The 21460-nt window shown below is 65.5% G+C and carries 16 protein-coding genes and 1 pseudogene; 12 read left to right on the top strand and 5 right to left on the bottom strand.

Features of this window, described 5'->3' with window-relative positions:
- Window positions 1–306: 306 nt before the first annotated feature.
- From ACP5MM_RS08295 to waaA, 4 genes are read left to right on the top strand one after another with little or no spacing between them, the layout of a single operon-like run.
- On the top strand, window positions 307–1089 hold the full coding sequence (locus tag ACP5MM_RS08295; protein WP_427934399.1) for a glycosyltransferase family 2 protein: 783 nt from the start codon (window positions 307–309) through the stop codon (window positions 1087–1089).
- The gene (gene waaC / locus ACP5MM_RS08300) at window positions 1086–2150 is read left to right on the top strand and encodes a lipopolysaccharide heptosyltransferase I (RefSeq protein WP_427934400.1); all 1065 of its coding nucleotides are present in this window, start codon (window positions 1086–1088) and stop codon (window positions 2148–2150) included. Before ACP5MM_RS08295 ends, waaC begins: the two co-directional genes overlap by 4 nt.
- Window positions 2147–2830 carry a tyrosine-protein phosphatase gene (locus tag ACP5MM_RS08305; RefSeq protein ID WP_427934402.1) on the top strand — a complete coding sequence of 228 codons (684 nt, stop codon included), beginning with the start codon at window positions 2147–2149 and terminating at the stop codon, window positions 2828–2830. The genes waaC and ACP5MM_RS08305 overlap by 4 nt, the downstream gene beginning before the upstream one ends.
- Complete coding sequence (gene waaA, locus ACP5MM_RS08310; RefSeq protein ID WP_427934403.1) at window positions 2827–4119, top strand: lipid IV(A) 3-deoxy-D-manno-octulosonic acid transferase; 1293 nt, start codon at window positions 2827–2829, stop codon at window positions 4117–4119. Before ACP5MM_RS08305 ends, waaA begins: the two co-directional genes overlap by 4 nt.
- A gap of 82 nt (window positions 4120–4201) precedes the next feature.
- Here the strand turns inward: waaA and ACP5MM_RS08315 are convergent, their stop codons facing one another.
- Window positions 4202–5962: an ABC transporter ATP-binding protein/permease gene (locus ACP5MM_RS08315; RefSeq protein ID WP_427930792.1), complete on the bottom strand. Its 1761-nt coding sequence runs from the start codon at window positions 5960–5962 to the stop codon at window positions 4202–4204.
- Window positions 5963–6178: 216 nt separating this feature from the next.
- Between ACP5MM_RS08315 and ACP5MM_RS08320 the strand changes: the two genes are divergently transcribed.
- Window positions 6179–6658 carry a DsrE family protein gene (locus tag ACP5MM_RS08320; RefSeq protein WP_427930793.1) on the top strand — a complete coding sequence of 160 codons (480 nt, stop codon included), beginning with the start codon at window positions 6179–6181 and terminating at the stop codon, window positions 6656–6658.
- On the opposite strand, the gene ACP5MM_RS08325 is transcribed toward ACP5MM_RS08320, so the two are convergent.
- Together ACP5MM_RS08325 and ACP5MM_RS08330 are read right to left on the bottom strand one after the other, a co-directional pair.
- Window positions 6643–7467 (bottom strand): carbon-nitrogen hydrolase family protein, encoded by an 825-nt coding sequence (locus ACP5MM_RS08325; RefSeq protein ID WP_427930794.1) that lies wholly within the window; start codon window positions 7465–7467, stop codon window positions 6643–6645. The two genes, ACP5MM_RS08320 and ACP5MM_RS08325, sit on opposite strands and share 16 nt — an antisense overlap.
- Complete coding sequence (locus ACP5MM_RS08330; RefSeq protein WP_427934404.1) at window positions 7464–11168, bottom strand: YhdP family protein; 3705 nt, start codon at window positions 11166–11168, stop codon at window positions 7464–7466. Before ACP5MM_RS08330 ends, ACP5MM_RS08325 begins: the two co-directional genes overlap by 4 nt.
- A 163-nt stretch (window positions 11169–11331) precedes the next feature.
- Between ACP5MM_RS08330 and glnE the strand changes: the two genes are divergently transcribed.
- Genes glnE through ACP5MM_RS08345 form a run of 3 tightly spaced genes read left to right on the top strand, consistent with a single transcriptional unit; the run spans window position 11332 to window position 15361 of the window.
- Window positions 11332–14205, top strand: coding sequence for a bifunctional [glutamate--ammonia ligase]-adenylyl-L-tyrosine phosphorylase/[glutamate--ammonia-ligase] adenylyltransferase (glnE, locus tag ACP5MM_RS08335; RefSeq protein WP_427930796.1), 2874 nt, complete (start codon window positions 11332–11334; stop codon window positions 14203–14205).
- A gap of 12 nt (window positions 14206–14217) precedes the next feature.
- Window positions 14218–15141, top strand: coding sequence for a branched-chain amino acid transaminase (locus tag ACP5MM_RS08340; protein WP_427930797.1), 924 nt, complete (start codon window positions 14218–14220; stop codon window positions 15139–15141).
- A 7-nt stretch (window positions 15142–15148) separates the two neighbouring features.
- On the top strand, window positions 15149–15361 hold the full coding sequence (locus ACP5MM_RS08345; protein WP_427930798.1) for a zinc-finger domain-containing protein: 213 nt from the start codon (window positions 15149–15151) through the stop codon (window positions 15359–15361).
- A 30-nt stretch (window positions 15362–15391) separates the two neighbouring features.
- On the opposite strand, the gene dsbD is transcribed toward ACP5MM_RS08345, so the two are convergent.
- Together dsbD and cutA are read right to left on the bottom strand one after the other, a co-directional pair.
- Window positions 15392–17206, bottom strand: a complete 1815-nt coding sequence (dsbD, locus tag ACP5MM_RS08350; RefSeq protein ID WP_427930799.1) for a protein-disulfide reductase DsbD — start codon at window positions 17204–17206, stop codon at window positions 15392–15394.
- A 170-nt stretch (window positions 17207–17376) separates the two neighbouring features.
- On the bottom strand, window positions 17377–17718 hold the full coding sequence (cutA, locus tag ACP5MM_RS08355; RefSeq protein ID WP_427930800.1) for a divalent-cation tolerance protein CutA: 342 nt from the start codon (window positions 17716–17718) through the stop codon (window positions 17377–17379).
- A gap of 291 nt (window positions 17719–18009) precedes the next feature.
- On the opposite strand from cutA, the gene ACP5MM_RS08360 reads away from it, so the two are divergent.
- The 4 genes and pseudogenes from ACP5MM_RS08360 to ACP5MM_RS08375 all read left to right on the top strand — a co-directional run.
- Entirely contained in the window at window positions 18010–18810 is an 801-nt protein-coding gene (locus tag ACP5MM_RS08360) for an alpha/beta hydrolase (RefSeq protein WP_427930801.1), read from the top strand.
- Window positions 18811–18983: 173 nt separating this feature from the next.
- Complete coding sequence (groES, locus tag ACP5MM_RS08365) at window positions 18984–19274, top strand: co-chaperone GroES (RefSeq protein WP_123102908.1); 291 nt, start codon at window positions 18984–18986, stop codon at window positions 19272–19274.
- An 80-nt stretch (window positions 19275–19354) separates the two neighbouring features.
- The gene (gene groL / locus ACP5MM_RS08370) at window positions 19355–21004 is read left to right on the top strand and encodes a chaperonin GroEL (protein ID WP_123102910.1); all 1650 of its coding nucleotides are present in this window, start codon (window positions 19355–19357) and stop codon (window positions 21002–21004) included.
- A gap of 155 nt (window positions 21005–21159) precedes the next feature.
- A pseudogene (locus ACP5MM_RS08375) lies at window positions 21160–21460 on the top strand (adenine phosphoribosyltransferase); the annotation flags it as partial.

Raw genomic sequence — 21460 nt, forward strand, 5'->3', positions numbered from 1 at the left:
CCTGTTAGTCGCCGGCACAGGACTTTTGCCAATTTTTCCGCAACCTCCTAGTCATCCCAACCACCAGTAGATTATGATCAATTTTACTAACTTAGCATATGAGGTTATCGACAACATGATGAATAACTGTTTGGACTGCCGACTGGATATATTTTGCACAAAACCAACAGTAGCATGGTCCGGTCGTTTTGATTCCTATATAGGAAAAATAGGATGCCTCCGAACGGCCATGTGGCAATGCTTAAAAAGAGACATTAAAACATGGGCATTATGGTTTCACAGAGTATATTACATACAAGAAAAATTATGACCTCTGTTTTTATCAATCTCTCCGTCGTCTACATCACCCTCAATGCCGAACGCCTGCTGGAGCGCAGCATTCGCAGCGTGCGGCCATTGGCGGAGGATATTGTGGTCGTGGACAGCGGGAGCACGGACGGGACGCTGGCCATCTGTGCGGCCTTGGGAGTGCGGGTGATCCAGCGTCCGTGGCCAGGCTTCGGCGCCCAGCGACAGTTTGCGGTATCCCAGGCGGCCCATGACTGGGTCCTGATCGTGGATGCCGACGAACTGGTACCGGAAAGCATCCACGGCGGCATTCGCCGGGCCATCGCGGCGCCGGGCAAGCGGGTGGCCTTCCGGCTGCGGCGCCGGAATTATCTGGCCGGTCGCCCCGTGCGCTTCGGCGACTGGCGCAAGGATCGCGTGCTGCGCCTGGTGGACCGGCGCCGCGGGCAATACAGCGAGGACCCGGTGCATGAGCGCTGGATCGCCGCAGGGCCCGTGGGTGATCTCCCGGGATGGCTGCTGCATTACCCTTTTGCCGATTACCGCTCCATGCTGGCCAAGCTGCAGACCTATGCTGCCTTGAATGCGGAAGGGCTGGTGCAACGGGGTCGCCGGGCAAAGGCCAATGATCCCATCAGCCATTCCCTCTGGGCCTTTCTGCGTACCTATCTCTTCCGCCTCGGCTTCCTGGACGGGGTCAACGGCGCGGCCATTGCCTGGACAACGGCGCTGGGGGCGTTCATGAAGTATGCCATTGCCCTGGAACTGCAGGAGCAGGCGGCGCATGAGGAAGGGCCGTGAAGCTCCTCCTCGTGCGCCTATCCTCCCTGGGAGACGTGCTGCATACCTTTCCCGCCTTGAGCGATCTGCACCGGCAGCGGCCCGAGGTGGCGGTCCACTGGCTGGTGGAGCCGGCCTTTGCCGAGGTGGCGGCCTGGCACCCCGGGGTCCGCCAGGTGATCCCCTTTGGCCTGCGCCACCTGCGCGGAGACTGGGGCCAATTGGGGGGAGCCCTGCTGGCCCTGCGCCGCCAATTGCGGGGAGCCGGTTTTGACGCCGTTCTCGATGCGCAGGGACTCTACAAGAGCGCCCTTCTCGCCCGGCTCGCCGCTGCCCCGGTGCTGGGCCTCCAGCGCCAGAGCGCCCGCGAAGGAGGGGCGACCCTGCTCTATCACCGGCGCCATGCCGTGCCGTGGAATCAACCCGCCATTCAACGCAACCGCCAGCTTTTTGCCCAGGCCCTGGGCTATGCCCTGGACGATTTGCCCATCGACTATGGCCTGGCCTCGATGCGGATGCGACTACGGGAAACGCCCCTCGGCGCCCCATGGCGGGACCTTGCGGCGGAGCCCTTTATCCTGGGTTTTCACGGCACCACCTGGGCAAACAAGGAATGGACCCAGAGCCACTGGCGGTCCATGGCGCAGATCCTGGCCGGACACGGCTATCGGCTGCTGCTCCCGGCGGGCAATGCGGCCGAACGCCGACGTGGCGCCGCCCTCGCCGCCCAGGCCGGCAATGTCCGTGCCCTGCCGCCGAGCACCCTGCCGGATCTGGCGAAGCTGATGGTGCGCGCCCACGCCTTCATTGGCGTGGATACGGGCCTTTCCTATCTGGCCGCCGCCCTGGGGCTGCCCGGCATCACCCTCTACGGGCCCACGGCCAGCGAACAGGTGGCCGCCATCGGCACTCCCCAGATCAGCCTGCAAAGCCCCCTGTCCTGCTCTCCTTGCCGACGCTCCCGCTGCCCGCTGCCACTTACGGCCGAGGGCGACGTCCCCTGTCAAGCGGCCTTGCAACCCGCCGCCCTCTGGCCCATTCTTGCCGCTCATCTGGACAGCCGGACAAGACCAGAGTCATGAACCAGCCACCCGTCTCCATCCCCGCCGCCGAGCGCCGCCGCCTGCGTCGCCATCAATTCTTCACGGACCACGGCATCTTTCGCGAACTCTTTTATGCCAACTTTCACCGCATCGCCCCCGGCGTCTTCCGCTCCGCCCAGCCCTCGCCCCGGCAACTGCGCCGCTGGCACGCGCGCTACGGCATCCGCACCGTGCTCAACATCCGCGCCCCGGCCCCCCATGAGCCCCATTACCGCCTCCAACAGGAGGTCTGCGACGCCCTGGGCATGGTGCATCTCCCCCTGCATGGCTTCGGTTCCCGGGATCTGCCCCGGCGCGCCGAGTTGCTCGCGGCCATTGCCGCCCTCGGTGAACTGGAAGGGCCCCTGCTCATCCACTGCAAATCGGGAGCAGACCGCGCCGGCTTCATCAGCGCCCTCTACCTCCACCTTTTCGCCCATTGCCCCATCGCCCAGGCCCGGCGACAATTGCGCCTCTGGCCCTTCGGCCACATCCGCCACGCCAATACCGGCATCCTCGACTGGTTCTTCGAAAGCTACCGGCAGGCCGCCGCCGCGCACCCCGGCCTGAGCCTGCAGGAGTGGATAGAAAAGGACTATGACCGGGAGGCCGTACTCAAGAGCTTCCGCCCCTGGTACCGCCTGGACTGGCTCACCGACCGCCTCCTGCACCGCGAATGATCCGCCGCCTCTACGCCGGCCTGCTCTGCCTGCTCAGCCCCCTGGTGCTGGGCTTCACCCTCTGGCGCGCCTGGCGCCGCCCCGCCTATGGCGAACGCTGGTGGCAGCGCTTCGGCTGGATACCCCGCAGCCGTGGCCCCGCCCCCCTGTGGGTGCATGCCGTCAGCGTCGGCGAGGCCATTGCCGCCATTCCCCTGGTGCATGCCCTGCAGGAGCGCTTTCCCGGGCATCCCATCCTGATGAGCACCACCACCCCCACGGGGGCCGCCGTGGTGCGGGCGCGGCTGGGGGAGGGCGTTACCCATGTCTATGCCCCCTATGACCTGCCGGCCGCCGTCTGGCGATTCCTCCACCGCGGCCGCCCCGCCCTGGGCATCATCATGGAAACCGAGATCTGGCCCAATCTCTATCACGCCGCCGCGCGCCGCGCGATCCCCCTGTACCTCTTCAACGCCCGCCTCTCGCCGCGCTCCCAGCGCGGTTACCAACGGTTTCACCGCCTGCTGGGACCGGCCCTGCAAAGCCTGCAGGCCATAGCCGCGCAAAGCGAGGCCGACGCCGCCGCCTTCCGCGCCCTCGGCGCAACGCAGGTGTGGGCCACCGGCAACCTGAAATATGACCTGCCCGAGCAGGATGCCACGCGCGCGGCGGGGGCCGCTCTGCGCCAGCCTTGGGGCGACCGACCGGTCTGGGTCTTCGGCTCCACCCACGCCGGCGAAGAGGAACTGGCCATGGCCGTCTTGCGCACCCTGCGCCAGCGGTTTCCGCAGCTTTTGCTGGTCCTGGCGCCGCGCCATCCCGAGCGTTGCGCGAGCGTAGCCGCCCTCCTGCGGGCCCAGGGGCTGCACGCCCAGCGGCGCTCCGCAGGACAGCCCGCGCCCCCGGAGCAGGAGGTCCTGCTGGTGGACACCCTGGGCGAGTTACCCACCTTTTATGCCGCTGCCGACGTGGTGAGCGTGGGCGGCAGCTTTGTCTCCAAAGGCGGGCACAACCCCCTGGAGGCCGCCGCCCTGGCCAAACCGGTGATTTTCGGTCCGCACATGGAGAATTTCCGCGACATTGCCCGCACCCTGCTGGCCGCCGGGGCAGCCGTGCAGGCCGCCGACGACAACGTCCTGGCCATCACCCTGGCCCACTGGCTCGCCGAGCCCGGCACTGCCCGGGAAATCGGTCGACACGGCCTGCGCGTGGTGCAGGCGCAGCGGGGCGCCCTGACGCGCAGCCTCGCCCTCCTGCCGGAACGGCTCCGAACCGAACAGTCAGGCCCCATGGCGGATCTGCAGGCGTAGGGGCGGCCCATGGGCCGCGATCGATCACATAGACAGCAGGCTTGTGGTTTCCCGTCAGCGACCAGACAACGGGCGCTGCGACTCACGCCGGCTGCGGCTGCAGGGGTGAAGCCCCCGGCAGCGTGACCGGCCCCAGGCGCCAGCGGCCCTCGCCCAACAGTGCCAGGCGCTGCTCGTGGTATTGCAGGAGACTGGAACGATGGCCGACGCTGATGATGGCGGTTTGGGGGAGTTCCTCGATGAGCATTTCATACAGGCGTCCTTCCGCCGGCTCATCCAGGGCCGAAGTCGCCTCATCCATGAAGACCCACTGGGGTTTTTGCAGCAGGATGCGGGCAAAGGCCAAGCGCTGCTGCTCCCCCAGAGACAGGACATGGGCCCAGAGACGGGCCTCATCCAGGCGCTCTGCCAGGCTGGGCATGCCACAGAGCAGCAAAACCCCGCGCAGGCTTTCATCGCTCACCCCCGGCACGCCGAAGGGATAGACCAATACATCGCGCAAGGTGCCCAAGGGCAGGTACGGTTTCTGCGGCAAAAAGAGGGGACGGTCATTGCGCGGCATCTGCACCACCCCCTCACCAAAGGGCCAGATGCCCGCCAGGGCGCGCACCAGGGTGCTCTTGCCGCCCCCGGACGGCCCCATGATGAGCAAACGCTGGCCTCGCTCCAGGGTAAAGTCGAGATCATGGATCAGTTCACGGCCATCGGGAAGGCGCACATTGAGATGCCGCACCGCCAGATGGGGGCCATCCTCCCGGGTAATCTGGTAATGGGTCTCGCGGATCACCTGCACTTCGTGCATGGCCTGCTCAAAGAAACGCAAACGATCCACCACCGCATGCCAACTCGCCAAGCCGGTGTAGCTGTTGACGATGAAGGACAAGGCGCCCTGCACCTGGCCGAAGGCGCTGGAGATCTGCATGATGGTGCCCAGGGGAATGGCCTTGGCAAAATAGGCGGGCAGGCTCACCAGCACCGGGAAGATGATGGCCGCCTGCCCATAGCCAGACACCCACCAGTTGAGGCGCTTGGTGCGCTTCATGATCTGCCAAAAGTTGCCGAAGACGCTGGCGAAACGATTGAGGAAGTGTTCCCGTTCCTGGGTCTCGCCCCCATAGAGGGCCACGCTTTCGCTATTTTCCCGCAGGCGCACGAGGCTGAAACGAAAGTCCGCCTGAAAACGCTCCTGGTTGAAATTGAGATTGATCAGTGGCCGCCCGATCCAGGCCGTGAGCACAGTGCCCAGAATGGCATACAGTAGCGCCGCCCAGACCAGATAGCCGGGGATGATCCATTGTTGCCCGTCCCAGGGGATGATGACGTGGGAGGACAGTTCCCAGAGCATGAAGACAAAGGCCGCAAGGGTCGTGATGGAGCTCAGCACGCCGATGACGAGGTTCAGGGTCTGGGAGGTGAAGCTCGCCAGATCCTCGCTGATACGCTGATCCGGGTTGTCGGTGCCATCCCCCAGCACCTGCATGTGGTAAAAGGTGCCCTTGGCCAGCCAGGCGTCCAGATAGTGCTCGGTGAGCCAGCGCCGCCAGCGGATCTCCAGCATTTGCGTAAGATAGGTCTGATAAACCGCGGCGATGATATAGGGCGTGACGAGGATGGCGAAGATGAGGATCTGATGCCAGGCCGCCGGCGCGTCGTAACGCTGCAAGGCGTTCCAGAAAGTGTTATACCATTCCGTAATGCGGTAGGAGATGAAGACCATGAGGAGATTGAGCAGCACCACGAGGGCAAAAAGCCCCCGCGCCAGCCAGCGTTCCTCGGAGCGCCACCAGTAGGGCTTGGTGAGCTGCCACAGATCACGGAAAAAGGCACGGTTGAATTGCTGCATAGGCATCCTCTAAAAATTTCGCCAAAGATACGGCTTGATTTTTGCTTAACATCCTGCCCAGGGCGGTTCGCAAAACTGCAAGGCAAGCCCCCGGGGAGGCGCCCAAAGACAGCCGGTCTCCCGGGTTTTGCGCATCGCCCTATCCCGTACACCAACTTAATGGGGGCGAAGCCAGGCCTGCCCCTCTGACCAAAAGCAGCCAGCAAGGAGGATAACATGGCCCAATCGGAAAACCATTCCCGTCGTCGCTTCCTCGGCAGCCTCGTCGCCGCCGCCGGTGCCACGGCCCTGGTGAGCGGCAAGAGCGAAGCCGAAGGCCTCATGGGACCCAGCAAAAACAAGATCGTTTACCAGCTCAACCAGTCGGATCCGGCCTATATCCTGGATATACTCCATAGCGCCGCCGTGGTCCTGCAGCACTTCAACAGCGACGCCGACATCGTCATCACCTGTTTCGGCCCGGGCATCTGGCTGCTGGTGAAGCCTGCCAAGAACAAGCATCACTACGAAAAATTCATTCTCGAACAGGTGCAGAGCCTGGCCATGTACGAGGTGAGCTTCCACGCCTGCGAGCAGACCATGAAGACCATCAAGATCAATGATGCCGACCTGATCCCGGAGGCCAAGCGCGTATTCAGCGGCGCCGTGGACCTCATGACCCTGCAACAGCAGGGTTTTGCCTATATTGCCTGGTGAGGGGGCCGGTAAGCGCGGCGGTGCTCCAGGGCGGGAAGGGCCGCGCGGCATTGGCCGAGGAAGTCGAGGTCCAGATGCGCCATGCAAACCCCCGGGCCTTTGTCGAGCCGGCCCAGCACCGTTCCCCAGGGGTCGATGATCTGGCTGCCGCCAAAGGTCTGGCGGCCGTTGTCATGCTGACCGCCCTGATCGGCGGCCAGGACGAAGGCGAGATTTTCAATGGCTCGCGCGCGCAGCAGCACATCCCAGTGCGCCAGCCCCGTGCGCTGGGTGAAGGCGCTGGGCACCACCAGCAATTCGGCCCCCCCATAGGCCCGATAGAGTTCGGGAAAGCGCAGATCGTAGCAAATGGACAGGCCCATCCGCCCCCACGGGGTTGCCACCAGGACCGGCTCCTTCCCCGGCGCGATGCTGCGCGACTCGCGATAGGATTCGCCGCCCCCCAGATCCACATCAAAGAGGTGGATCTTGTCATAGCGCGCCCGGCGCTGACCCTGCTCGTCATAAACCAGGCAGGCGGCATGACAGCGCCCATCGCCGGCGGCCAGGGGCATGCTGCCGCCCACCAGCCACAGGCCCAAGCGGCGGGCCTGGGCGGCCAGCCAATCCTGGATGGGGCCCTCGCCGTCGGCCTCCATGATGGCCAGCTTGTCCGTTTCCCGCCGTCCCATCAAGGCGAAGTTCTCCGGCAGAAGCACCAGCCGCGCCCCCTGCGCCGCCGCCCGATCCAGCAGCAGGGCCGCGGCGGCGAGGTTTCCCGTCACTTCTGCCGTGGCCACCATCTGCACTACCGCCGCCGTCAAGATCATGGGCTTGTCTCCTTTGCGTGAACGCTGCGCACCACGGGATGATCCCAGGGGCCTTGCACCCGATAGTTCCATTCTACCACCTTGCCGCTGCGACCGAAGATGGCCGGGCCGAACAGCGGAAAGTGGCCGATGAGCAGATCCACGCTTTGCAGGGGATAGACCTGCAGCGCCAGATCCAGGTCGTGCCGCGGCAGATCCACCGAACCTTCCGCCTTGGCCTCAACGGCACTGGACTGGAGGACGACGTTGCGACTCGTGGCCACCCCATCATCCAGGGCAAAATCACCGCTGAGCCGGGAAAAGAACAGCCCATTACCAAAAAGCGGACGGTAATTGAACGTAAGCACATCGCTCAGGAGGCTGGTCGGATTGACCAAAACCAGCCAGGCAAGGCCAGCACCCAGCTTGCCCAAGCGCCCATCCTGGAGGGTGAGGCGGACGCTGCCCTGGAGATGCGCCAGGGCGAAGTCCCAGGGTGGGCCGGGCCAGTGGAGATCGCCCGCGGACCGGGCGTGGGCATAATCCAGGCTATCCACCCCCAAGGTCCGCAGGAAAGGGGCAACGTCAACAGCCTGCATCTGGCCATGAAAACGCGAAATTCCCGTTCCCTGGCCCAGCCACTCCCCGGCCAGGGTCCAGCGGCTTCCCGCCCATTGCGCACTCAACTGCGGAAACTGCCAGCCGGCGACGCCGCGCTGGCCCTCCAGGGAAAAATCCTGCAGGGCATGACCATCCCATTGCAGGCGGGCAACATGCGCCGTAAGCGCCAGGGACGACCCTCCCGGGTGGTGGTCGGCGGCATCCGGGTCGGCGCCCCGACCCTTTGCCAACGGAGGAATGTCCAGGTGCTGCAACTGCACGCTGAAGCGCGCGGGGGCGGCCTCATAGCGGAGCTGTCCGGCAACGGCGGGACCGCCCACCTGCAGTGCGAGCTGATCGCCTGCCGCCTTGCCCTGCAGCGTGACATCGGGCCAATCCCGGCCCAGGAACTGCACCTTTTGCCAATGGGAGTGCAGGATCAGGGTCGGCCAGGCGGTAAGGGTCGCAGCGCTGCCATGCAGGACCTGCAGCCAAGCGTCCACGGGCAGCACCCCGCCCCGCCCGGTGAGCAGGATACCGGCCGAGGGCAACGGCGGCGCAGTGTGGCCATCCAGTTGCCAGCTCCCCGCCGTCAGTCGCCAGCGGTTCTGCTGCCGTTGCCAAACCAGGCTGCCGGCCTGGGCGGCAGCGCGCACGCTGACGCGCAAGCGGCTGGCGAGATTGCCCTGACCGGAAATCGCCACGCTGCCGACCGATCCGGCCGCCCGGTTCAGCGGCGGCGGCAGCCGGCTCGCCAAACCCTGCAGATCGCCCTGGGCCCGAAACTGCAGATCGTCCCCGGCCAGGACCCCCTCGCCGCTGTAGGGCAGCAGGCCGGAGATGGCATCCAGCGCAGACAGATCGAGGGGCTGGGCAGCGGCGGCGGGTTGCAGGGCACCCCGGCCCTGGAACTGCAGCCGGGCGTTTCCTTCCAGGTCGCCGGCCTGCAGCGTCATCAGCAAGGGGCCGCCCAAAAACTGGCCTTTCAGGGATTGCGCCAAGATCTGATCGCGGCTGAACACGATGGGACCGCTGAGGGCATCGACACGCCATGGACCCCAGGCAAAACCTGCCTGGTGAAGATCCAGACGCCCTGTCACGGTCGTTTTCGCCGCACCGAAGGGGACCTGCAAGAGCAACTGCAGCCGTCCCTGTCCGTCCATCTGGATGGGCGCCGCGCCCAGGGCCTTGGCCCGCAGGATGGGCGAGTTGCGTAAAAAACGCAGAACGGTGGGCAATGGCAGCAGGGACTGGACCCCTACCTGGAGCACCTGATGGCTGGCGAAGACATCGGCCACCTCCGCCTGCGCCTGGGCAATGGGCGTCCCGAGGATGCTGCCATGCCGGCTGCTGATCTGCAGGTGCCCTCCCTGCCACTGCAAATGGGCATCGAGACCCGCGACGGCCGGCCAGTCGGGCGCATAGCGCAGGGCGACATCCTGGAAATCCGCCTGCAGCGCAAAGACACCCGCCCCGGAATTGCGGAACGGAAAGTCGCGCAACGGTCCCTGCAGCACCAGATCCGCCTGACGCAGGGTGCCGGTGCTGAAACTGGTCTGCAGCCAATGGCGAAAAGCGGGGTTGATGCCCTCCAAGGGGGCCAGACGGGAGATCATGGCCATGGGCAGATCGGCCAGATGCAGATGCAGGTCGATCCTGTCGCCCTGGGGGGGGCCGCTTTGCCAATGCAGATGTCCGCGGAGATGACCGGGTGCAGCCAGGCGCAGGTCATCGGCAACCACGGACCAACCGCCATCCTGGGGTACTGCCGTCACCTGCGCCGCCGCGCCACGCAAGGTCAGGGGAGCGGCAAGGAGCCGGGGCCAACGCAAATCCAGCCTGGGACTATCCAGATCCAGGTGCAGCGCCTGGGGCCGGGCAGCGAGGCTGCCACTCAGTCCCTCCATCCCCGGCCATGAGCCATGGGGAGCAAAGCCTACCCCATCCAGGCGCGTAGTCAGTTCCCATCCGGCAGGCCGCGACGGCAGGGCGCTCTGCCAGCGCAGATCCAAGGCCCGCAAGCGCCCTCGGAGGGGACTGTCGAGCAGCCAGCGCCCCGCCGCCGGCAAGGAATCGGGAGGAAGTGCATGGACCAGCGCCAACGGTAGCGCCGGGCTCTGCACCCGCACGATCCAGCCTTTGCGCCAGTCCAGTTGGACCCGTCCCTGCAAGGGCGCACCGGGCAAACCCGCCCAGCGCAAACCGACCACCGTCAGCAGACCGTGCCCGCTTTGCCCCTGCCAGCGCCACTGGGCATGCAGATCCGGCCAGCGCAAAGCCGGCCCGCTGCCGCTATGGACCTGCTGCAAATCCAGCCAGCCCGAACCCTCCCGCCATACCCCGTCGTGCCATTGCAACTGCGCCTTGCCGCTCACTTCGCCCTGCCACACGCCCTGCTGCGGCGACAGGCTACCCAGCAGGTTCAAGGGCAAGTGCTCCACGGTCAGGTTCCCTTCGCCCAAGGAGCGGCGGGGCGCGGCAAAGATCCCGTGCAAAACCCCCGCATAATGCAGATAACCTCCGGGGGACCAATGCACCTGGACCTGAACCCGGGGACGAAACCCGCCCGAACTACGCCATTGCAGGTGCAGATCCCGGGGGCGGTCCTGTCCCTGCGCCCGCCAGACCAGCGTTACCCGCTGCAGATCCATGCGCGCCCAGTCCAGGTTGACGGGCAGCGCCCCGGCGCCCTGCCCCAGAACCTTGCCCGCCACCCGCCAGCGACCATCGGTTCCCTGCCGCACCTGCACGCGGGCGCTGTCCACCTGCAGGTCGCGGGCGATATAATCTCCCCAGAGCAAGGGCAGCGCATAGAGGCGCAAGCGGAAGGCATGCGTTTCCAGAAGGGGGGCCGCGGCCGGACCGGCGCGCAGGTCCCGCACCGTCAGCCAGGGCCCCCAGTCCCAACCCAACTGCAGGCCGCGGATCGCTACGGGCGCGCCGAACTGCGCGGCCAACTCCTGGGCGAGGAGGGGGCGCAGGGCATCCAGACGGGGCAGCGCCAGGAGATAAAAGGCCGCCGCGGTCCCAACGGCCAGCGTAGGCAGCACGGCCAGCAGCCAGAGTAGCGGGCGGCGCAGGCCGCCAAAACGCGGCCAAGAGCGAAGGGCACGCAGCGACAACGGAATGACCCTACCCGCCCACGTCGGGGCAGGGGATCACGGCCGCGTCGGCGGCACGCAGGGACGTGCGCCACCACCGGCACTCCCCAGGTGCAGGCAGCAACGGCCGATGACAGGTCGGAACACTCAGCATGGAGCACACTATAGTAGGGACGGGGGGCAAATGTCAGCATCCACATTACCGGAATCCATGGCGGCCGCCATTGCCGCCCTACCCGTGGACGGGCCCGCCACCCGTGCCGCCCTGCAAGCCATCTGGGAGGCCCTGGCGGCGCCGGAGCAAGCCGAGGTCCTGCGCGCCGGGCCCGCCTTTGGGCAACACGCGGCGCGGATACTCTGCATCAGCCCCTTTGCCCGCGCCCTCCTGCTGCGCCACCCCCACTGGCTGCCGGCACTGTCTGAGGGGCGCAGCCTCAGCCCTGCCTTCCCCCAGGAATCGGGCCGGGACGTCCTCTTCGCCGCCCTGCGCCAGTTCCGCAACCGGCGCATGGTGGAGATCCTCTGGCAGGACCGCCTGCCGGGCGAGCACTATGGCGATACCGTCCGCGCCCTCAGCCAGCTCGCCGAGGACTGCCTGACCCAGGCCCTGAGCTGCGGCGAAAAGGATCTCCAGGAGCGCCACGGCCGGCCGCGCAACGCCCAGGGCGAGGCGGTGCCCTTTGTGGTCCTCGGCATGGGCAAGCTGGGCGGTGGCGAACTCAATCTCTCCTCGGACATCGACCTGCTCTTTGTTTACGGCGAGGGGGGCGCGACGGACGGCCCGCTGTCCATCGACAATGGCGACTATTTCCAGCGCCTCGGCCGTTGGATCATCCAGGCCCTGGACACCCCCACCGCCGACGGTTTCTGTTTCCGCGTGGACATGCGCCTGCGTCCCTTTGGCGACGCCGGGCCCTTGTGCCTCCCGGCGGCGGCCATGGAACAGTATTATCAGGTCCACGGTCGCGGCTGGGAGCGCTACGCCCTCATCAAGGCCCGCCCGGTGGCCGGTGAACTGCGCTTCGGGGCACAAGTCCTGCACGGCCTGCAGCCTTTCGTCTACCGCCGTTATCTCGACTTCACGGCCCTGGACACCCTGCGCGAGGTCAAGGCCCTCATGGACGCCGAACAGCAACGCGGTCCCGATGACATCAAAAAAGGCTTGGGCGGCATCCGCGAGATCGAGTTCATCGTCCAATCCCTGCAACTCATCCATGGCGGGCGCAATCCCGCCCTGCGCGGCACCAACACCCTGGCGATCCTCCAGGCGCTCCTCGCCGCGGGGCTCCTGCCGGCCGATGACGCAGCCCTCCTTCGCGAGGCCTATCTCTATTATCGCAACACCGAACACTGCCTGCAGATGGTCCACGACCGCCAGACCCAGCGCCTGCCCCGCAGCCAGGCCGAATGGGAGCGCCTCGCCTATGCCCTGCGGCAAGACAGCGTCGCCAGCCTCCAGCACACCCTGCGACACCTTCGGCACCAGGTCCACGCGCGTTTCGCCCTGACCCTCGCCGTGCCCGCCAGCAGCGGCATGCCCGTTGGAGCCGACCCCGGCACCGACCTGTGGCGCCAGGTCCAGCAAGAGAAACTCGACAGCCCCGTTACCGCGCTCCTCGCCGAACATCGTTTTCGCCACCCCACCCAGGCCTGGGAGCGGCTCTGGCGCTTCGCCCACAGCCGCGACGTGCAAAGCCGCCTCTCCGCCAGCGGCCGCAGCAGGCTGGACCGGCTGCTGCCCCTGGTCCTCGGCCTCTGTCGCCGCGACGGCCGGCCGGATGCCCTTCTCGACCGCTTCCTGCAGCTCATCGAAGCCCTCCTCAGTCGCGCCAATTACCTCGCCCTGCTGGCGGAAAACCCCATTTTCCTTGGCCGCCTGGCGCAGCTCCTGCAAAGCCCCTGGCTGGCCCGGGAACTGGCCCATTACCCGGTCCTTCTGGACGACGTCCTCGTGCAGCCCGAGATCGGTGTTGGCCAATGGCCCTCCACCCTGGCCGCCCAACTCCTCTCCGCCGACGACCTCGAAGAGCGCATGGACGCCCTGCGCCGCTTCAAAAACGCCGAATTCCTGCGCCTGGCCGCCGCCCACTGGATGGAGCGGTTGCCCACCGCCGAACTCTTGACGCTGCTCAGCGAGCTGGCCGAACTCTGCCTGCGCACCGCGGTGCAATGGGCCGAGGACGAGATGCTCCGCCGCCACGGACAGCCGCGCAAGGCCGATGGCCAGCCCGCGCAGTTCGGCGTCATCGCCCTGGGCAAACTCGGTGGGAAGGAAATGGGCTTCGCCTCGGATCTCGACTTGGTCTACCTCTACGACGCCCCCCTGGACGGCGAGAGCGACGGCCCCCAACCCTTACCCAATCCCAGTTGGTTTGCCCGCCTCGGCCAGCGCCTCATCCACATCCTCAGCACCCTCACCCGCGCCGGCACCCTCTATCAGATCGACATGCGCCTGCGTCCCAGCGGCCAGTCGGGGCCCCTGGTCACCACCCTGCAAGGCTTTGCCGACTACCAGCGCCGGCACGCCTGGACCTGGGAGCATCAGGCCCTGACCCGTGCCCGGGCCGTAGCTGGCGATCCCGATCTGGGCCAGCGCTTCGCGCAAATCCGGCAGGAAATCCTCTGCCGGCCCCGCGACCTGCAAACCCTGGCCGCCGATGTCCGCGCCATGCGCGCGCGCATCCACGGCGCCAATACCATCCCGCCCGGCTCATTTCATCTGAAACTCAGCCCGGGCGGGCTAACGGATATCGAATTCCTCGTACAATTTGCTATGCTAGGCCATTGTCATTCCCATCCGGAGCTTGCCGCCGGCACCAATACCGTGACCGGCATGCGGGCATTGGCCCGGGCGGGGCTCTGGCAGGCCGACGCGGCGGCGGTGCTGGAATCCGCCTGGATTTTGTATCGAACGTGGGAAACGCGACTGTGGCTGAAGCTGCAAGGCCCCAGCGTAACGCCGGAAACGCCCTCCGCATGGCAGGCGATCGGGGCCGCACAGCGCAGCGTCCTGCGCATTTGGCAGCAACAATTCGGCGAAGCCGAACGCAAAAACTAAGGAGAAGCACGGATGTCCATGGCAGATCGCGACGGTTATATCTGGTTTGACGGGCAACTCGTCCCCTGGCGGGAAGCCACGGTGCACGGACTCACCCACAGCCTCCACTACGGTATGGGGGCCTTCGAGGGCGAGCGCGCCTACGCGACCCCCCGCGGTGCCGCCATCTTCCGCCTCACCGAGCACACCCGGCGCCTCTTCAACAGCGCCAAGATCCTGCAGATGGACATGCCCTACAGCGAAGCGGAGATCAATGCCGCCACCAAGGAGGTGATCCGCGCCAATCAGCTCCAGTCCGCCTACATCCGCCCCCTTCTCTTCTATGGCGCGGAAGGCATGGGCCTGTCCGCCAAAGGCCTCAAGGTCCACGTCCTCATCGCCGCCTGGACCTGGGGCAGTTATCTCGGCCAGGAAGCCCTGGAGCGCGGCATCCGCGTCAAGGTCAGCTCCTACAGCCGACATCATGTCAACATCCATCTGTGCAAGGCCAAGGCCACGGGCAACTACATGAACTCCATGCTCGCCCAGCGCGAGGCCGCCCACGGCGGCTATGACGAAGCCCTGCTCCTCGACCGCGAAGGCTATGTGGCCGAAGGCTCCGGCGAAAACGTCTTCATGGTGCGCAACGGCACCCTCTATACCCCCACCCTCACCTCGGCCCTGGAGGGCATCACCCGCGACACCATCCTCGGCTTCGCCCGCGATGCCGGCATCCCGCTGGTGGAGAAGCAGCTCACCCGCGACGAGTTCTACATCGCCGACGAGGCCTTCTTCACCGGCACCGCCGCCGAAGTCACGCCCATCCGCGAACTGGACAACCGCAGCATCGGCAACGGCCGCCGCGGCCCCGTCACCGAGGCCCTGCAAAGCCGCTACTTCGACACCGTCACCGGCCGCCGCGACGACCATCCCGAGTGGCTGCATTACACGGATTAAACCGCCCATGGCCGAAAAAATCACCTGCTGCGACAAGCGCTACCACGAGCTGGACCCCAGCGAATTGCCCTTATCCTGCCCCTTGCCCGGCATGAGCCACTGGGACGGCCACCCCCGGGTATTCCTGGCCATCGAGGACACCGGCGAGGCCCGCTGCCCCTATTGCGGCACCCTCTACATCCTCAAGGGCGGCCCGTTGCAAAAAGCGGCTGGACACTGACCGGGCGCCAAGGCTCCCGGCGTGCCCGGGTCAGCTCTTCCTCAGCCACCGCACAAACGCCTCCGGACCCAGGTAACCTTCCTGCTGCAGCAGGGTCTTGCCATCGGCAGCGACCAGCAAAAACGCCGGCGGTCCCACCAGATGGAAGCGCTTCAGGAGGGCGCGGCTGTCGGCGTCGTCCTGGCTCACATCCACGCGAATCAGGGTCACTCCCCGCAGGCTTTCCCGTACCTGCGGATCGGCAAAGGTCACCTGATCCATCCGCGCACACTCCACGCACCAGGTCGCCCAGAAGTCCACCAGCACCGGTTTGCCCTTGGCTGCCGTCAGGGCCGCCGTCAACTGCGCCGGCGTTGTGACCGTGGCGAAATGCAGGGTCTCCGCCGCGCCCGCAATCGCCTTTCCCTTGGCAACAAAGGGTTCCAGAGGGGCAAAGGGCCGTGATCCGCCGGCCAGGGCACCCAGCCCCATGATCAATCCCCAACCCAGCAGCAATATCCCCACCCCCTTCCAGAAACGCCGCCACCCCGATGCGGGCGCAGGCAGGGCATCCACCGCCCCCAGATAGACGGCGCTCACCACCGCCAGGGCGCCCCACAGGGCCAGAGTCACCGGCCCCGGCAGCACCCGCGCCAGGAGCCACACGGCAACCCCCAGCATGAGCACGCCGAAGATCGCCTTGACCCCGTTCATCCACGGACCCGCCTTGGGCATGAAATGGCCCGCCGAGGTGCCGATGATGAGCAGCGGCAAGCCCATGCCCATGCTCAGGACAAAGAGGGACAAGCCGCCGAGGAAGACGTTGCCGGTCTGGGAGATGAAGAGCAGGCCGCCCGCCAGGGGCGCCGCCACACAGGGACCGACAATGAGGGCGGAAAGGGCCCCCATGACGAAGCTGCTGAGGAGGTGCCCCCCTTTGCCCACTCGGGACAAGCGGCTCTGGATGCTCGTCGGCATCTGCAGCTCATAAAAGCCGAACATGGACAGGGCCAGCAGCACGAAAATCGCGGCAAAGGCCCCCAGGATCCAGGGATTCTGAAAGGCCGCCTGCAGATAGGCACCCGTCAGTCCGGCAATGACTCCTGCCACCGTGTAGGTCAATGACATCCCCAGCACGTAAGCCAGAGACAGGCCAAAGGCGCGCCGCCGCGACCGCCCCTGACCACCTTCCTGGCCCACGATGATGGCCGAGAGAATGGGAATCATGGGAAAAACGCAGGGCGTAAAGGCCAGCCCCAGACCGGAGACGAAAAAGAGCCCCAGCGTCAGCCAGAAGCGCTCCTGCAGACCCGTAGCCAGTACCCCCGCGCTACTACCCTGGGGTGCCTGGGCCGCGGCTACCTCCTGGACAGCCCCCTGCCCAGGAGTGGCGCCAGACGGGGCCACGGTCGCGGTACCCAAGGGAATGGTGACGGTTTTGCGTTGCTCGGGATAACAGACCCCGGCGTTGGCGCAACCCTGGAAGGTGCTGGTGACGGCAATGGCGGACGGCGGCGTGCCGTCGATCCGGTAGGGCACCGTCAGGGTCTGCGTCCCTTCCAGCACCCGTACCTTGCCAAAGGCCGGATCATCCAGCTCTACCCCCGGCGGCAGCGTATAGGTCCCGAGAATGACGGTAGCGGGGCTGACGGAGAGGCGAATGCGGTCCCGGTACAGGTGATAGCCGGGCGCCGCACGCCAGTTCAGCAGCAGGGTATGATCCGCTCCCGCCTGGGCGCTGAATTGGAAGGCCTGGTCCGGCTGAAGGAATTGCGCAGCGCCGGCCGGGACGAATCCGCCAAACAAGAGCATGCCCCACAGCAACAGCGGGAAAAGTACCCAGGCGCGCAGCCAACCCTGGACCATGCCGTCTTCCTCTCGCCATTGACCATGGCCCGCCCGCCTGTTTCTCTGCGTTGTATCCCTGTTAGTCAAAGCCATGCGCTCCCCAAAAAGATCTGGACGACATCCAGAAATAGCATAGCAAAAAACGCGCCTGACTGCTGCCGTGGCCTCCCGGGCGCAACTCCCGCCCTCTAGCCCTCGCGCACGGCGGCGGCCACCCACGCCAGATAGTCGGGGAGTCCGGCGGTAACGGGCAGGGCCATGATCTCCGGCAGCGCATACGAATGCAAGGCGCGCAGGCGCTGCTCCAGTGCCGCATAAGCCGTCGTCGTGGTCTTGATGAGCAGCGTGACCTCCTCGGTGACATTCAGCCGCCCTTCCCACTGATAAATCGAAACACCCTTGGGCAGCAGGTGGATACAGGCTGCGAGACGCTCCTCCACGAGGATGCGGGCCGTGCGCTCGGCCTCGTCCCGACCGGGGAAGGTCGTCACCACTACGCAGATGGCATCGGGCGTCGCGGCGGGGATCACAAGATTTGCTCCGGGCAAGGGAACTTCTGCGGGAGGACGGCCTCTAATCTGTTGCAAGCGACTGAAGATGGTTGCGAGCGCATGTTTCTTCCTCCTTTGGTGGTTTTGGGCGGCACCTTCCGGCGCCGCCCTTCTTTTTTCCGACCGGTCAGAATGTTTCTGTTGTCATCTTCTTGGACATTTGCTAATATTGTGCTGCAGCCAAGTGCTGGTTGCGAGCGCATGTTTCTTTCCTCCTTTGTGGTTTTAGGGGCGACGTGGTCGCCCCTTTTTTAAAGCAGAGGCGCACCCTTGTCCAACGGCCTCTTCCCTGCCGCCGAACGTCCCTTCACCCTCGTCCACCGCAACGGTGAAAGATTGTGCGGGATGATCCAGGATCGCCATGGGGGCCCGGTAGGCATCTACCTGCCCGGCTTCGCTTCCACCATGGATGGCAACAAATCCCTCTTGCTGGCCCAAAATGCCCAGGAGCAGGGTTGGTCCTGGGTCCGTTTTGACCCACGGGGCGTCGGCCGTTCCGACGGTCTTTTCCCGGCGCTGACCCTCAGCCGCTACCTCGCCGACCTGCAACTCATCCTGGCCATGCTGGGGCAGCGGCCCGTCGTGTTGGTGGGTTCCAGCATGGGTGGCTGGCTGGCCGCCATCGCCGCCGGCCGCTGGCCGGCGCGCATGGCCGGGCTGCTCCTGATCGCCCCCGCCTTCAACTTCATCCAGCAGATCTACGGCAGCCTATCCATCCCCGAGCAGCGGCAGTGGCGGGAAACCGGCCTGCGCCACTGGCAGGATCCCTATGGCCTGGGCGAGATTGCCATGCAGTATGACCTGGTGGCCGATAGCTGGCGCTATGACCTGCTCCGCTTCCCGCCGCGTCTATCCTGCCCGGTGGAGATCCTGCATGGCAGCGCCGACGAGGCGGTGCCCCTGCGGCAAAGTTATCAATTCGCCGCCGCCGCCCAAGGACCGCTCCTCAGCGTGCGCCCCCTCATCGGCACCGAACACCGTCTGCAGGGCGCCGATGCCGTGCTGCGGCGTAGCCTGCAGGCCCTCTGGTCCCATGCTGCCGCAAAAGAACCCGGAGGTCTGCGGCCCTAGAACAAACAGGGCAAGCAATGGCGCCCGACCGCCAAGCCGATTCCCGCCCTCGCCGCACCCCTTGACAGGGGGCTGTCAGTCCTTATGATTAGCACTCGATGGGTGCGACTGCTAACAGCACCCAGATGTTCAGGTTCTATCCGTCCTATTGAGCAACAGCGAGGAAGCGTTCAATGAAACTTCGTCCCCTGCATGATCGCGTGGTCATTCGTCGTCTTGAAGAAGAGCAGAAGAGCGCCGGCGGGATCATCATCCCCGACACCGCCAAGGAAAAACCCGTTCAGGGTGAAGTCGTTGCCGTCGGCAATGGCAAGATCCTCGAAGACGGGAAAGTTCGCGCCCTGGATCTCAAGGCTGGCGATCGCGTCCTCTTCGCCAAATACGCCGGCACCGAAGTCAAGGTGGAAGGCGAAGAGCTCCTCGTCATGCGCGAGGATGACGTGATGGCCGTCATCGACAAGTAAGACCCAGAATCCAGCCGATTGATCGTACCGATGAATCGTGCCGTTTCCGTTTTTCAAACCATTTTGATAGAGGTGCATCCATGCCAGCCAAACAGATAGCTTTTGCTGAACACGCCCGCGACAAGATGCTGCGCGGCGTCAACATCCTTGCCGATGCCGTCAAGGTCACCCTCGGTCCCAAAGGGCGCAATGTCGTCCTCGACAAGTCCTTCGGCTCCCCCACCATCACCAAGGACGGCGTTTCCGTCGCCAAGGAGATCGAACTCGCCGACAAGTTCGAAAACATGGGCGCCCAGATGGTCAAGGAAGTAGCCTCCCAGGCCTCCGACGAGGCGGGTGACGGCACCACCACCGCCACCGTCCTGGCCCAGGCCATCATCCGCGAAGGCCTCAAGGCGGTCATCGCCGGCATGAACCCCATGGACCTGAAGCGCGGCATCGACCAGGCCGTCGGCGTGGTCGTGACCGAGCTCAAGAAGCAGTCCAAGCCCTGCAACACCCAGAAGGAAGTCGCCCAGGTAGGCACCATCTCCGCCAATTCCGATGAGTCCATCGGCAAGATCATCGCCGAAGCCATGGAGAAGGTGGGCAAGGAAGGCGTCATCACCGTGGAAGAGGGTTCGGGCCTGGAGAACGAGCTGGCGGTCGTGGAGGGCATGCAGTTCGACCGCGGTTACCTGTCCCCCTACTTCGTCAACAATCAGGAAAAGATGGTGACGGAGCTGGAGAACCCCTACATCCTCCTCCACGACAAGAAGATCTCCAGCATCCGTGACCTGCTGCCCGTTCTCGAACAGGTGGCCAAGGCCGGCCGTCCCCTGCTGATCGTGGCCGAAGACGTCGAGGGCGAAGCCCTGGCGACGCTGGTGGTCAACACCATCCGCGGCATCATCAAGGTAGCGGCGGTCAAGGCCCCCGGCTTTGGTGACCGGCGCAAGGCGATGCTCGAAGACATGGCCATCCTCACCGGCGGCCGCGTGGTCTCCGAGGAAGTGGGCATGAAGCTGGACAGCACCGCCCTCAGCGACCTGGGTCAGGCCAAGAAGATCGTCATCGACAAGGAAAACACCACCGTCATCGATGGCGCCGGACAGGCCAGCGAGATCAAGGCCCGCGTCGAGCAGATCAAGCGGCAGATGGAAGATGCCAGCTCCGACTATGATCGGGAGAAGCTCCAGGAACGGATGGCCAAGCTGGCGGGCGGCGTCGCCGTCATCAAGGTGGGTGCCGGCTCCGAGATGGAAATGAAGGAGAAGAAGGCCCGCGTGGAAGACGCCCTGCACGCCACCCGTGCGGCGGTGGAGGAAGGCATCGTCCCCGGCGGCGGTGTGGCCCTCATCCGCGCCCGCAAGTCCCTGGAAGGGGTGACGGGCAACAACCATGATCAGAACATGGGCATCGCCATCATCCGTCGCGCCATCGAAGAGCCCTTGCGGCAGATCGTGGCCAATGCCGGCGGCGAAGGCAGCGTGGTGCTGAACAAGGTCGCCGATGGCAAGGACGGCTTCGGCTACAATGCCGCCAACGACGAATATGGCGACATGTTCGCCATGGGCGTCATCGACCCCACCAAGGTAACCCGCACGGCGCTGCAAAAGGCCGCCAGCGTGGCCGGTCTGATGATCACCACCGAGGCGATGATCACCGAACTGCCCAAGAAGGAGAGTGCCGGTGGCGGCGCCCCCGATATGGGCGGCATGGGTGGAATGGGCGGCATGGGCGACTTCTAAAGCGTCCCTATCTGCTAGGCGGTCTAAAAACCGCCGATCCGTACAACCGGCCCCCGTATGGGGCCGGTTTTTATTTCCGATCTGTCCAGCCGGGATTTGGGCATCGGGCCCTGCTTGTGGCACACTGCGCCGAAAACCCGCGGAGAAACCTGCTCATGACCTTGCCTGCCAGCTACGACCTGGAGATTGCCGGCCTGCGCCGCTCACTCCCTCTATTTCGGGTGCAACCGGATCTGGCCATTGCCGTGCTCAACATCCTGGGCGACACCGAACTGGTGGAAGCCTCCGCCCGCCAGCTTGCGGTCCGTCTGACCAGGCATGATTACGCCGTGCTGGTGACCGCCGAGGCCAAAAGCATCCCCCTGGTCCACGCCCTGTCGGTGCACAGCGGCCGGCCCTATGTGGTGCTGCGCAAAAGCTACAAATCCTACATGGGCGATGCCCTGCAGGCGCAGA

This window comes from Acidithiobacillus sp. (genome assembly GCF_049965315.1).
Lineage (GTDB): Bacteria > Pseudomonadota > Gammaproteobacteria > Acidithiobacillales > Acidithiobacillaceae > Acidithiobacillus_B.

What these genes read in the sequence shown, in the direction of transcription:
- ACP5MM_RS08305 (WP_427934402.1), top strand. Translation starts at nt 2,147, where the DNA reads ATGAACCAGCCACCCGTCTCCATCCCCGCCGCCGAGCGCCGCCGCCTG.
- waaA (WP_427934403.1), top strand. Translation starts at nt 2,827, where the DNA reads ATGATCCGCCGCCTCTACGCCGGCCTGCTCTGCCTGCTCAGCCCCCTG.
- ACP5MM_RS08345 (WP_427930798.1), top strand. Translation starts at nt 15,149, where the DNA reads ATGGCCGAAAAAATCACCTGCTGCGACAAGCGCTACCACGAGCTGGAC.
- ACP5MM_RS08320 (WP_427930793.1), top strand. Translation starts at nt 6,179, where the DNA reads ATGGCCCAATCGGAAAACCATTCCCGTCGTCGCTTCCTCGGCAGCCTC.
- groES (WP_123102908.1), top strand. Translation starts at nt 18,984, where the DNA reads ATGAAACTTCGTCCCCTGCATGATCGCGTGGTCATTCGTCGTCTTGAA.
- glnE (WP_427930796.1), top strand. Translation starts at nt 11,332, where the DNA reads ATGTCAGCATCCACATTACCGGAATCCATGGCGGCCGCCATTGCCGCC.
- ACP5MM_RS08295 (WP_427934399.1), top strand. Translation starts at nt 307, where the DNA reads ATGACCTCTGTTTTTATCAATCTCTCCGTCGTCTACATCACCCTCAAT.
- ACP5MM_RS08325 (WP_427930794.1), bottom strand. Translation starts at nt 7,467, where the DNA reads ATGATCTTGACGGCGGCGGTAGTGCAGATGGTGGCCACGGCAGAAGTG.
- ACP5MM_RS08340 (WP_427930797.1), top strand. Translation starts at nt 14,218, where the DNA reads ATGTCCATGGCAGATCGCGACGGTTATATCTGGTTTGACGGGCAACTC.
- groL (WP_123102910.1), top strand. Translation starts at nt 19,355, where the DNA reads ATGCCAGCCAAACAGATAGCTTTTGCTGAACACGCCCGCGACAAGATG.
- dsbD (WP_427930799.1), bottom strand. Translation starts at nt 17,206, where the DNA reads ATGGTCCAGGGTTGGCTGCGCGCCTGGGTACTTTTCCCGCTGTTGCTG.
- ACP5MM_RS08315 (WP_427930792.1), bottom strand. Translation starts at nt 5,962, where the DNA reads ATGCAGCAATTCAACCGTGCCTTTTTCCGTGATCTGTGGCAGCTCACC.